The organism is Enterobacter cancerogenus (assembly GCF_019047785.1).
Lineage (GTDB): Bacteria > Pseudomonadota > Gammaproteobacteria > Enterobacterales > Enterobacteriaceae > Enterobacter > Enterobacter cancerogenus.
In genome coordinates, this window is record NZ_CP077290.1 from 2,036,414 (window position 1) to 2,049,362 (window position 12,949).

At 54.2% G+C, this 12,949-nt stretch carries 10 protein-coding genes; 6 read left to right on the forward strand and 4 right to left on the reverse strand.

Features of this window, described 5'->3' with window-relative positions:
* Positions 1–12: 12 nt before the first annotated feature.
* The 4 genes from I6L58_RS09565 to I6L58_RS09580 all read left to right on the forward strand — a co-directional run bounded on the left by I6L58_RS09565 (position 13) and on the right by I6L58_RS09580 (position 7,753).
* A complete protein-coding gene (locus I6L58_RS09565) occupies positions 13–1,632 on the forward strand; it encodes a type I restriction-modification system subunit M (protein ID WP_088208801.1) in 1,620 nt (539 codons plus the stop codon).
* Positions 1,622–3,013 (forward strand): restriction endonuclease subunit S, encoded by a 1,392-nt coding sequence (locus I6L58_RS09570; protein WP_088208800.1) that lies wholly within the window; start codon positions 1,622–1,624, stop codon positions 3,011–3,013. Before I6L58_RS09565 ends, I6L58_RS09570 begins: the two co-directional genes overlap by 11 nt.
* A gap of 95 nt (positions 3,014–3,108) precedes the next feature.
* Complete coding sequence (locus I6L58_RS09575) at positions 3,109–6,363, forward strand: type I restriction endonuclease subunit R (RefSeq protein ID WP_088208799.1); 3,255 nt, start codon at positions 3,109–3,111, stop codon at positions 6,361–6,363.
* A gap of 91 nt (positions 6,364–6,454) precedes the next feature.
* Positions 6,455–7,753, forward strand: a complete 1,299-nt coding sequence (locus tag I6L58_RS09580) for a DUF445 domain-containing protein (protein WP_088208798.1) — start codon at positions 6,455–6,457, stop codon at positions 7,751–7,753.
* Here the strand turns inward: I6L58_RS09580 and I6L58_RS09585 are convergent.
* Genes I6L58_RS09585 through I6L58_RS09595 form a run of 3 tightly spaced genes read right to left on the reverse strand, consistent with a single transcriptional unit; the run spans position 7,723 to position 10,323 of the window.
* Complete coding sequence (locus tag I6L58_RS09585; protein WP_088208797.1) at positions 7,723–8,799, reverse strand: DUF2955 domain-containing protein; 1,077 nt, start codon at positions 8,797–8,799, stop codon at positions 7,723–7,725. The genes I6L58_RS09580 and I6L58_RS09585 overlap by 31 nt on opposite strands.
* Complete coding sequence (locus I6L58_RS09590) at positions 8,789–9,856, reverse strand: HlyD family secretion protein (protein WP_088208796.1); 1,068 nt, start codon at positions 9,854–9,856, stop codon at positions 8,789–8,791. Before I6L58_RS09590 ends, I6L58_RS09585 begins: the two co-directional genes overlap by 11 nt.
* The gene (locus I6L58_RS09595; RefSeq protein WP_058609602.1) at positions 9,853–10,323 is read right to left on the reverse strand and encodes a MarR family winged helix-turn-helix transcriptional regulator; all 471 of its coding nucleotides are present in this window, start codon (positions 10,321–10,323) and stop codon (positions 9,853–9,855) included. The genes I6L58_RS09590 and I6L58_RS09595 overlap by 4 nt, the downstream gene beginning before the upstream one ends.
* A 341-nt stretch (positions 10,324–10,664) precedes the next feature.
* On the opposite strand from I6L58_RS09595, the gene I6L58_RS09600 reads away from it, so the two are divergent.
* Together I6L58_RS09600 and I6L58_RS09605 are read left to right on the forward strand one after the other, a co-directional pair.
* Positions 10,665–10,934: a type II toxin-antitoxin system TacA family antitoxin gene (locus I6L58_RS09600; protein ID WP_006174147.1), complete on the forward strand. Its 270-nt coding sequence runs from the start codon at positions 10,665–10,667 to the stop codon at positions 10,932–10,934.
* Positions 10,935–10,937: 3 nt separating this feature from the next.
* A complete protein-coding gene (locus tag I6L58_RS09605; RefSeq protein WP_006174149.1) occupies positions 10,938–11,459 on the forward strand; it encodes a GNAT family N-acetyltransferase in 522 nt (173 codons plus the stop codon).
* 52 nt (positions 11,460–11,511) lie between these two features.
* On the opposite strand, the gene I6L58_RS09610 is transcribed toward I6L58_RS09605, so the two are convergent.
* Positions 11,512–12,927, reverse strand: coding sequence for an aldehyde dehydrogenase family protein (locus tag I6L58_RS09610; RefSeq protein ID WP_088208795.1), 1,416 nt, complete (start codon positions 12,925–12,927; stop codon positions 11,512–11,514).
* Positions 12,928–12,949 lie beyond the last annotated feature (22 nt).

Below are 12,949 nucleotides of genomic sequence, written 5' to 3' on the forward strand. Positions count from 1 at the left end.
TTTGAGTTCATCATGGCCAAAGCACCAGCAAAAAAAACCAAAGCAAAGAAAGGCTTTGAAGAGACGTTATGGGATACCGCGAATCAGCTTCGCGGTAGCGTTGAATCCTCCGAGTACAAACACGTGGTGCTGAGCCTCGTGTTCCTGAAATTTATCAGCGATAAGTTCGAGGCCCGCCGTCAAAAAATGAAGGACGAAGGCCAGGGCGATTTCCTCGAAATGGAAGTCTTCTATCAACAGGACAACATCTTCTACCTGCCGGAAGCGGCGCGCTGGTCGTTCATTAAGCAGAACGCCAAGCAGGATAACCTTGCCGTGCTAATCGATACCGCCCTCTCCACCATTGAGAAGCGTAACCCGACGCTGAAAGGCGCGCTGCCGGACAACTACTTTAGCCGCCAGAACCTGGAAACCAAGAAGCTGGCGTCCCTGATCGATACCATCGATAACATCGAAACGCTGGCGCATGAAACCGACGTGGAAGCGCTGTCGAAAGAGGACCTGGTCGGCCGCGTGTACGAATACTTCCTCGGCAAGTTTGCCGCCACCGAGGGCAAAGGCGGCGGTGAGTTCTATACGCCAAAATGCGTGGTGACGCTGCTGACCGAAATGCTCGAACCGTTTCAGGGCAAAATTTATGACCCCTGCTGCGGCTCGGCGGGGATGTTCGTCCAGTCGGTGAAGTTTGTTGAAAGCCATCAGGGGAAAAGCCGCGATATCGCCCTGTACGGCCAGGAGCTGACGGCCACCACCTACAAGCTGGCGAAGATGAACCTCGCCATTCGCGGTCTTTCCGCCAACCTGGGCGAGCGCCCGGCGGACACCTTCTTCAGCGACCAGCACCCGGACCTGAAGGCCGACTACATTCTGGCGAACCCGCCGTTTAACCTGAAAGACTGGCGTAACGACGCCGAGCTGACCAAAGACCCGCGCTTTGCCGGCTACCGCACACCGCCGACCGGCAACGCCAACTACGGCTGGATTTTGCATATGCTCTCCAAGCTGTCGGCCAACGGCACCGCCGGTTTTGTATTGGCAAACGGCTCGATGAGTTCCAACACCAGCGGCGAAGGCGAGATCCGCGCGCGAATGATCGAAAACGATCTGATCGACTGCATGATTGCCCTGCCCGGCCAGTTGTTCTACACCACCCAGATCCCGGTGTGCCTGTGGTTTATGACCAAGTCGAAGGCGGCCGATCCGGCCAAAGGCTACCGCAACCGTCAGGGCGAAACGCTGTTTATCGATGCGCGTAACCTCGGCACCATGATGAACCGCACCACCAAAGAACTGACGTCGGACGATATCGCCACCATCGCCGACACCTACCATGCATGGCGCAGCACGCCGGAAGAGCTGGCCGAGCGCGTTAAGCGCGGTGACAGCAAGCTGGCGCAATATGAAGACCAGGCTGGGTTCTGCAAGGTCGCGACTATTGCAGAGATGAAGGCTAACGACTACGTGCTAACGCCGGGCCGCTATGTCGGCGCAGCCGAGCAGGAAGACGACGGCGTGGCGTTTGAGAACAAAATGCGTGAATTGTCGAAGACGTTGTTTGAGCAGATGAAACAGGCGGAAGAACTGGATAAGGCGATTCGTCAGAACCTGGAGGCGCTGGGTTATGTTGAATGAAAACTTCAAACTACCACCAGGATGGTATTGTAAAAGCCTTGTTGATTGCACAAAAGGTGGAAATATTTCTTATGGTATTGTTCAGCCTGGCCAACATCAGGACGATGGCATTGGAATAATTCGTGTAAATAACATAGAAAATGGGAAAATTTCCGTTGTCGATGTATTAAAAGTTTCTCACGATATTGAAAGTAAATTTTCGAAGACGCGATTAGAAGGTGGGGAAGTACTTTTAACATTAGTTGGTTCGACAGGCTTAAGTGCTATTACGTCTAAAGACTTACATGGGTGGAATGTTGCTCGTGCTATCGCAGTGATTAGACCATCCGATGAAATAAGCGCCGAGTGGATACATATTTGTCTTCAATCTCCTTATACAAAATATTTCTTAGATTCAAGAGCTAATACAACTGTTCAAAAAACCCTTAATTTAAAAGATGTAAAGGAAATCCCATTACCGATACCTCCTATTGAAGAGAGAATAAACCTTGAAAAAATCTATTTTGATTTAGAGAATAAAATTAATCTGAATTTAGAAATCAACCAAACCCTGGAAAAAATGTCCCAAACCCTGTTCAAATCCTGGTTTGTGGACTTCGACCCGGTGATTGATAACGCGCTGGATGCGGGAAGTCCAATCCCGGAAACGCTGCAATCTCGCGCCGAATTGCGTCAAAAAATACGCAATAGTGTAGATTTCAAACCACTTCCGGCGGATATTCGTGCTCTATTCCCGGCGGAATTTGAAGAAACAGAGTTAGGCTGGGCACCAAAAACCTGGAATATTGAAGCATTAGATAATATTGCTAATTTTCAAAATGGTCTAGCATTACAAAAATTTAGGCCAGAAAATAATGAAGAAAACTATCTTCCTGTTTTAAAAATAGCAGATTTACGTGCTGGTTATATAAACAATGACGAACGCGCGACGTTTGATATTGTTGATAGCTGCAAGGTCTATGACGGCGATATGATTTTCTCATGGTCAGGGACTTTGATGATCGATATTTGGACTGGCGGTAATGCAGCATTGAATCAGCATTTATACAAAGTAACATCACAAAAATACCCTCAATCTTTTTATATGATGTGGACAAAGCAGCATCTTTCAAGATTTCAACATATTGCAGAAGCAAAAGCTGTAACAATGGGCCACATAAAAAAAGGTGATTTAAGTAACTCTTTATGTTTAGTTCCTCCATCATTGTTAGTCAATAAATATGATAATATCGTTGGGAAGTATTTTGCCAAAATTAAAAATCAACGATTATTAAACAATCAGCTAACCGCCCTCCGCGACACCCTACTCCCCAAACTCATCTCCGGCGAGCTGTCCCTGGAAGATCTACCAGATTTAGTCAAACAAACCGAACCCGCATAACGTTTTTTGCCCCTGAAATATCAGGGGCTTTCTGGTAAGGTTTTCTTCTCTTACAGGAACCCTTACCAGAAAACCAGCCAGGGCCGGAGCGGGATATGCATCTCTCATTCAGTGAAGCGAAGTTAGAACAGGCAATAATTGAACTGTTACAGGAGCAGGGCTACCAGCACCTGACAGGCGATAATGTGCCGCGTTCAAGCCTCGATCAGGTGATTATTGAAGACGATCTTCGCCACTACCTCGCGGCACGCTATCAGGCCGACGGTATTACGGAAGACGAAATCCAGCGGCTGATCAAGCAATTCACCACCCTGCCCGCTTCCGATCTCTACGAAAGCAATAAAACCTTCTGCACCTGGCTGGCCAACGGTTTCTTGTTTAAACGCGACGATCGCCAGCAGAAAGATCTTTATATCGAACTGCTCGACACCCGGCACCTGCCCGCTGCGCTGCGTAAACTGTTTGAAGCTGACGTGCCGCTGCAACAGGCCGCGGAAACGCCGGCAAGCTATCTTATCCAGCCGCTAAACCGCGTGAAAATCGTCAATCAGTTGACCATCACCGGCAAAGAAAACCAGCCGCGCATTCCGGATGCAATCCTGTATATCAACGGCCTGCCGCTAGTAGTATTCGAATTTAAAAGCGCGGTGCGCGAGCAGGAAGCCAATATTGGCGACGCCTATAAACAGCTCTGCACCCGCTATCGTCGCGATATTCCGCAGCTGTTTGTCTTTAACGCGCTGTGCATTATCAGCGACGGCGTCAATAACCGCATGGGCAACCTGTTTGCGCCATACGAGTATTTCTACTCATGGCGCAAGGTCAGCGGCAATGAGAACCGCGAGCAGGACGGCATCCCCTCTCTGCACTCGATGATTCAGGGTTTATTCCACCCGGTACGCCTGCTGGACGTGATCAAAAACTTTATCTGCTTCCCGGATAAAGCCAAACATGAAGTGAAAATCTGCTGCCGCTACCCGCAGTACTATGCGGCGCGCAAGCTCTACTATAGCATCGAACGGGCGCGTAAACCTTACGGTAACGGTAAAGGCGGCACCTACTTTGGCGCCACGGGCTGCGGCAAGAGCTACACCATGCAGTTCTTAACCCGCCTGCTGATGAAAAGCGTCGAATTCGCCAGCCCGACGATCGTGCTGATCACCGACCGCACCGATCTGGACGATCAGCTCTCAACACAGATGTGCAATGCCAAAAACTATATTGGCGACGAGACCGTGGCCCCCGTCACCAGCCGTGACGATCTGCGGGAAAAGCTGGCCGGTCGCAACAGCGGCGGCGTCTTCCTGACCACCATCCATAAGTTTACCGAAGATACCGAACTGCTTACCGAACGCAGCAACGTCATCTGTATCTCTGACGAGGCGCACCGCAGCCAGGTCAATCTGGATCAGAAAGTGCTGGTCGATAAAGAGAGCGGCAAGGTACGCAAAACCTTTGGGTTCGCCAAGTATCTCCACGACTCGCTGCCCTGCGCCACCTACGTCGGCTTTACGGGGACACCGATCGACGCCACGCTCGACGTCTTCGGGGAGGTGGTCGACAGCTATACCATGACCGAATCCGTCCTGGATGAGATCACGGTGCGTATCGTCTACGAAGGCCGCGCGGCGAAAGTGATCCTCGACAGCAGCAAGCTGGAAGAGGTCGAAAAATATTACGACGAGTGCGCCAGCGCCGGAACCAACGAATGGCAAATCGACGAGAGCAAAAAGGCCAGCGCTACCATGAACGCCATTCTGGGCGATGAAGACCGACTAAAGGCGCTTGCCGAGGACTTTGCCAAACACTATGAAAAACGGGTTGCAGAAGGATCAACGGTAAAAGGCAAAGCGATGTTCGTTTGCGCCAGTCGCGAAATTGCCTGGGATTTCTATCGCCAGCTTAAAACTTTCCGTCCGGCGTGGTTTGAGATCAAACAGGTGCCAGACGGTATCGCGCTGACGGAACAGGAGCAAAAAGAGTTACCGCCATCTGAAATGGTGAAGATGGTGATGACGCGCGGTAAAGATGATAACGCCACGCTGTATGAACTGCTCGGCAGCAAAGAGTACCGCAAGGAGCTTGATAAACAGTTCAAAAACGCGAAGTCAAATTTCAAGATCGCCATCGTGGTGGATATGTGGCTGACCGGGTTCGACGTGCCGGAACTGGACACCATCTATATCGATAAACCGCTGCAAAAGCACAACTTGATCCAGACCATTTCCCGCGTTAACCGCAAGCTGGAAGGCAAAAGCAAAGGACTTGTCGTCGACTATATCGGCATTAAGCGTCAGATGAACCAGGCGCTGGCAATGTATTCGCGCATTGATGCCAATAATTTTGAAGATATTCAGCAGTCGGTGATTGAGGTAAAAAACCACCTCGATTTGCTGGCGCAGGCCTTCCATGATTTTGACAGCGAAGCTTACTTCAGCGGCGAGCCGCAGGCGCAACTGGCCTGCCTGAACAACGCGGCAGAATTTGTGATGCGAACGCAAAAGGTAGAACGACGCTTTATGGGCCTGGTAAAACGCCTGAAAGCCGCCTATGACGTTTGCTGCGGTAGCGAAGCACTTTCACAGGCCGAACGCGATCATATCCACTTTTATCTTGCCGTGCGTTCCATTGTCTTCAAGCTGACCAAAGGCGATGCGCCGGACGTCACGCAGATGAACGCCCGCGTGCGCGAGATGATCGCCGAAGCGCTCAAGGCCGACGGCGTAGAAGAATTGTTTTTCCTCGGCGATAAGAAAGCTGAATCAATCGATATCTTTGACAATGATTATCTGGATCGCATCAATAAGATCAAACTGCCAGCCACTAAAATCCAGCTGCTGCAAAAGCTGCTGGAAAAAGCGATCGGCGACTTTAAAAAGATTAACCAGCTGCAGGGGATCAACTTCACCCGTCGCTTCCAGTCCATTATGGATAAATATAATGAGCGCAGGGAAGATGACATTCTTAATGGCGAAGAGTTTGATGAGTTCAGCCAGGAAATGACGGATATCATCTACGACATAAAGACCGAGATGGGCACCTATGCCGATCTCGGGATCGATATGGAAGAGAAAGCCTTCTACGACATTCTGGCGCATATGCGTGATAAATATCAGTTCACTTATGAAGACGATAAAATGCTGGCGCTGGCGAAAGAGATGAAGGCGGTGGTCGATAACACCTCGAAGTACCCGGACTGGAGCAAGCGTGATGATATTAAAGCGAAGCTGAAGGTTGAACTGATTCTGCTGCTGCACAAGCATAAGTTCCCGCCGGTAGCGAATGATGATGTCTATATGGGCGTACTGGCGCAGGCTGAACATTTTAAGCAGCATCAAATGGCGCAATAAAGATATCGTGCTTTAAGCCATGTCTGATCGACGGTAACCTTACGGTTGCCGTTTTTTGCACTTTCCCCCCGCTTCCCTCTATCCTTAAGCCATGGAAAAATTAGCCGAACTCAAACGCGCCAAGCTGCTGGCGCTGTCGCTGCTGCTGATTGCTGCCGCGGCGTTTATTACCACGCTGTTTCTACCGCAGACCTTCTGGGTGCGCGGCATCAAGGCCATCGCCGAGGCCGCAATGGTGGGCGCGCTGGCAGACTGGTTTGCCGTGGTTGCCCTGTTCCGCCGGGTGCCCATTCCGTTTATCGCGCGCCATACGGCGATCATTCCGCGCAATAAAGATCGGATCGGCGAAAATCTGGGTCAGTTTGTTCAGGAAAAATTCCTCGATACGCAATCCCTGGTGGACTTAATCCGCCGCTATGAACCGGCTCAGATGATTGGCACCTGGTTCAGTCAACCGGACAACGCCCAGCGCGTCGGGCAGCACCTGATTCAGGTCATGAGCGGTTTTCTGGAACTTACCGATGACGGGCGTATTCAGCGGCTGCTGAAACGCGCCGTGCATAAGGCGCTCGACAAGGTCGATTTCACCGAAACCAGCGCCGTCATGCTGGAAAGCATGACCAAAAACAACCGCCATCAGGTGCTGTTGGATGCGATCATCAACCGTCTGATTACCTTGATTCAGCGGGAAAGCACGCGGGACTTCATCGCCAGTCAGATTGTCCACTGGCTCAAAACCGAACATCCGCGCAAAGCGATGGTGCTACCGACGGAGTGGCTGGGCGACCAGAGCGCGGAGATGGTATCGAACGCGGTGAATACCCTGCTGGATGACATCAGCCACGACCGCACGCACCAGATCCGTCAGGCGTTTGACCGCGCCACGCTCAAGTTTATCGACAACCTGAAAAACGATCCGGACATGGCGGCGAAAGCCGACAACATCAAGCATTACCTGAAGAATGACGAGGCGTTTAACCGCTATCTGGGCGAGATGTGGGCCGACCTGCGCGAATGGCTGAAAGCGGATATGCACAGTGAAGACTCCCGCGTGAAGCAGCGCATCGCCAACGCCGGGCTGTGGTTTGGCGAAACGCTGAACGCCGATGCCAGCCTGCGCGCGTCGCTGAACGAGCATCTGGAGCAGGCCGCGCACCGCGTCGCGCCGGACTTCGCCGCGTTCCTCACGCGCCATATCAGCGACACGGTGAAAAGCTGGGACGCCAAAGATATGTCGCGCCAGATTGAACTGAACATCGGCAAAGACCTGCAGTTTATCCGCGTCAACGGCACGCTGGTAGGCGGGACGATTGGGCTGATCCTGTTTTTACTCTCGCAGTTGCCCAGCCTGCTTGCGCACTACTCTGCTTTCGGCGGCGCGATAACGTAGCGCGTCGGAGCAAAACAGTTCAGGACCCGGTGCACCAGAAAGACCAGCGTCAGCGTGGTCACCAGCGCGAAGGTGACCGACGTGATGCGGTATAAATCGCTGAACACCAGGTCGCTGTCCGGGTGCATGTTCTGCCCGAACATAATGCCGATGGTGGTGATGCTGGCAAAGCCGACGCCCGCCCCGACCTTCTCCATGACGTGCAGCCGCGCGCCAAACGCCAGCCCGAGGCCAATCAACGGCATCATCAGCAGCATGTGGCTGCTGTGATCGTAGAGGATAAGCTGCACCACCAGGATATACAGGCAGCCCAGCACCACGCCGACCACGCGCCAGACCGAGCTCATCACCGCGCCGCGATAGTGCATCGGGAACAGGATCAGCACACCCGCCATCAGCGCCGAGAGCGAATCACTCAGGTCGCTTATCTGGAACACCACAAAGATCAGCGTGGCGACCGTCCCGGAAAGCAACGACTCGTGCCGCACCCGGGCATCGTCTTTCTCAATCAGCGGCGGCGGCTTGCGGGGTTCGACGTCCGGCAGCAGGTAGTTCATCAGCGCACTCAGGCACACCGCCATCACGCTCGCTTCGATGTTGGAGAATAACAGCGTGTGCCAGTTGGTCGTCGGGAAGCTCATAAAGTTGAGCATCACGCTCTGGCACACCACGCCCATGGAGCCGAACAGAAACAGCGGCCCCTTGCTCATAAAGCGAAAGCGCATCACGTACAGGGCAAAGACCACCAGCGTCATGATCACCGGCCACTGCGACAAAAAGCCGATGATAATCACCATTTCAACGCAGTTCAGCGCGGCGCTAAAGACAAACTGCTTTGCCACGTGGCGGTTGAACACCGGTACCAGCGACAGCAGCATAATCGGGTAGACCACGAAGAACACGCCGTAGCTGGTGTTGTAGAAGCTCGACACGCTGAGGGCAATCATCCCGGCAAAGACGATGCGCAGGGTCTGGCGAAAGTCGTTGGCCGTGTAAACGATATTGCCGTGCGGGGTAAAGACCCTCGCCAGGGTGTTAATAGACATAGTGCAGCAGGCTCACCAGGTGGATCTGCATCCCGGAGAAGAAGCGCGCGAACGGCCCTTCGCTGTTGTACAACTGCACCGTGGCACGAGCGCCGGTCGGCAGGTGCTTCGGCAGCGCTTCATCCAGCGCCACGTGGATGCGCATACGCTGCGCGTCACGTACCCAGCGGTTAGAGGTCTCCGGCTGGGACAGCTCGCCGTTTACCGCTTCCTGCCCGGCGAGGATCCCGGCATCGCTGCTGGTCACGTGGGCGCGGAAAACCTGCCCCGGAAAGGCGTCGAACACCACGGCGGCGTCGGTTCCCTGATGGGTATGACGCAGGCTCTTCTCGCGGAAATCGGCCACGATATCGGTCTGGTTGTTCACCAGCGCCAGCGCGGCAGAGCCGGAGGAGGCATAAAATCCGGGGCTGAGCTGCAGGTTACTCACCGTGCCGTCCGCTTCAGCATAGACCTTCGTCCAGCCGAGGTTCAGCTCGGCATCGTCCAGCGCGTTGCGGTATTTTTGCAGCGTCACGTTACGGTGTTCATCGCGCTCGCCGCGCTGAATGCGCAGGTTACGGATGTTGGCCTGAAGCGAACTGACGGACTGCTCGCTGCTCTGCCAGGCAGTGCGCACCTTGTCGAGGTCAGACTGCGAGACGTTCTGCAGCGCGCTCAGCTTCTGATAGCGGTCAAACGTCACTTTGTCGTTACGCGCGGTCAGCACCGCAGTTTTCAGGCTGGCCTGGGCGGCAGCGATCTGCGCATCCAGCTGTTCGTTGGACAGGCGGGCCTGCTCCAGCGCGATTTGCGCCGCTTCCACTTTGTTACGAAACGGCGTGTCGTCCAGCTCAAACAGCAGGTCGCCTTTTTTAACCTGGCTGTTGTTGTGCACGTGTACCGCCGCGACGTAGCCGGAGACGCGCGCAGAGACCGGCGTCACCACGCGCATCACGGTGGAGTCCGGCGTCAGCGGGATCCAGATATCCGCCACGATAAAGTAGACAAACATCAGCAGGAAAGAGGCAATACTTACCCTTACCCAGCGGGCAAACTTTTGTTCAGGAGTCATTATTTTTCGGTCTTGTTATCTTCTTCGCGGATAGTCCGCAAATTGCAGGCGATTTGATTCAACGTGGCGCTGAAAATGGCGATATGTTCCGGCGCGATATTGTGCGAGACGCGAGCCTGAAAGTTCTCAATAACCTGAGTCAGCGTTTCAAGAACGCTCTTCCCTTCGGGCGTCAGCGTTAGCAGCCGGATACGCTTGTCGTAAGGCGATACGGTGCGCAGCAGGTAGCCCTGCTTTTCAAGCTGTGTCAGGGTGCGCATCAGCGGCGGCAGTTCGATACCCTGCACCTCCGCCAGCTCGCTTACCGAGACGTTATCCCCAAGCTGTTGCAGCTGCATCATCACCGTCCAGCTCGACTGGGTTAACCCGGTATCGAGAATGGCATCGTCGATCACCGCACGCCACTGGCGCACGACCATCGCCATCCGCATGCCCATTGGCCGGCGGCTAAACAGTTCGTCTTCACTCATGGGGAGTCCTCTCATAGTACGCACTCAGGATAATGGTTATCAGGGTAAGTATCAAGAAACGATGGACAAAAGAGCAGGAATTGCGAAAGGCACTGCCAGAGGTGACATACCCACAGGCCCGGTAAGCGCAGCGCCACCGGGCTTTTATTAACGGCTAAACAGTCTCTTAATGGCAACGTTTCCCGAAGCCGTTACCACCACTCGGTAAAGAGCGAAGTGTTGTGCCGGAGGGCGCTACGCTGAATTTCTCATTGAATTATGTTGAAGGCACACCTATCATAAATGTACGGATTAATACCGTACAATTCAAATGAAGCTGAAAAACAATTGAGAAGCACATCATGACAGCACTGAAGAAACAGCGCATCGATCTGAGGTTAAGCGAAGACGATAAAAGCCTGATCGAAGAAGCTGCAGCAATGACCAACCAGTCAATTTCGCAGTTCATGGTCAGCACGGCTTCTGAACGCGCTGCGGAAGTTATCGATCGACACCGTCGCATGATCCTTAATGAAGCCTCCTGGAATACGGTAATGGAGGCCATCAGCAACCCGCCGGCACCAAATGACCGCCTGAAACGCGCGGCGAAGCGTCTCCAGGATATGGAGTAATACGTGAACGATGTGAAGATAGGGATTTTTTCAGAAGACGTTGAGTACGACCTGAGCCAGTTCGATTGCGGAGAAGTAAGCCTTAACACCTTCCTTGCAGAACACCTTAAACGCCAGCATCGCGGGAAGTTTTTGCGTGCCTACGTGCTCACGACCCGCGAGGAAAACCCGCGAGTTCTGGGTTATTACACGCTCTCCGGGAGTTGCTTTGAAAAAGCTTACCTGCCCTCTAAAACTCAGCAGAAGCGCATTCCTTATAAAAATGTGCCGAGCGTAACCTTAGGGCGTCTGGCTATTGATAAACGCATTCAGGGGCAAGGTTTTGGTGAGTTACTTGTCACCCATGCTATGAAGACCGTCTATTTGGCCTCCTTTGCCGTCGGCATTCATGGTCTGTTTGTTGAAGCGCTGAACGATACAGCCAGAAATTTTTACCTCAAACTGGGGTTCATACCGCTTCTGGCCGAGAATGAATTCACGCTCTTCTTACCGACGAAAACCTTTGAAAGCATGTTTGAAGAGTGAACCCGGCACGTAACGCCCCGGCAAGCGGGGCGGCTGCGCCACCGGGCAGGGTTTAGCCCACAACCGACCTGGGTTCCATAAACGCGCGAATTCCCCAGTCGCCCATCTCGCGCCCAACACCTGAGTGTTTGAACCCGCCGAACGGTGCTTTCGGTTCATGGGCAAGGGTGTTTACCAGCACCCGACCGGAAACGATCTGCTGTGCCACGCGGTGCGCACGCGCCACATCGCCGCCCAGCACCATCGCGCTCAGGCCATAGTCGGTATCGTTAGCAATGGCGACGGCCTCTGCCTCATCGCGATAAGGGATGACGCACAGCACCGGGCCGAAAATCTCGTCACGGGCAATCGCCATCTGATTATTCACGTCCGCAAACAGCGTCGGGCGCACAAACCAGCCGTCCTGCGTATCTTCCGGGCGACCTTCACCGCCCGCCAGCAGGCGTGCCCCCTCGTCGATGCCTTTACGAATATAGCTCTGCACCCGCTGCCACTGCTTTTCGCTGACCATCGGGCCGATTTCCGTGGCGTTATCGCGCGGATCGCCGGATTTCACCGCCGCCACCGCGTCGGCCAGCGCGGTTTCGATTTCCGCTTTGCGCGACTGGGGCACCAGAATGCGCGTGCCCGCCACGCAGGCCTGTCCGCTGTTCATAAACCCGGCCTGCACCACCAGCGGGATCGCGTTGGTAAGATCGACATCCTCCAGCAGGATCGTCGGGGATTTGCCGCCTAACTCCAGGGTGACGCGCTTAAAGCTTTCTGCGGCGTTACGCAGGATCGCCTTACCTGTCGCCGTCGAACCGGTAAACGAGATTTTTGCCACATCGGGATGGCGGCTGAGGGTTTCACCGACCCTGTCGCCGCGCCCGGTGACGATGTTAAACACCCCCGGCGGCAGGGCGGCATCAGCCAGCGCCTCGGTGATGACCCGGGTTTGCAGCGCGCTCATTTCGCTCGGCTTGATCACCGCCGTACAGCCTGCCGCCAGCGCAACGGCCAGCTTGCCGCAGATAAAGCCAGCGTCGCTGTTCCACGGCGTGATAAGCCCCGCCACGCCAAGCGGCACCATCTGTACCGTCGCGGCGCCCGCGGCAGAGGTAAATTCGAACGCCTCCAGCGCCGCAATGGCCTGGGCGATGACCTCCGCCGGATAGCTGGCCATCCACGCCGAGCGCGACGCGGGTGCGCCATACTCCTCAATAACGGCCTCAAGCAGTTCGTCATGACGGGCCACTACGGCGGCATGCATCCGTTTTAGCGCCGCGATGCGTTCCGCTTTGGACGTTTGCGACCACGCCGGAAAAGCAGCTTTGGCAGCTGCAATGGCGCGTTCGCCATCGACCTCATCCGCCAGACGCACCTGGCCGATAACCCGCGCCGTGGCGGGATTGTACAAATCAAAACGCTCGGTACCGTGCGGGATAACAAACTCACCGTTGATAAAAATCTGTTCGATGTTGTGCATATAAACCTCCTCAGGCTGGATA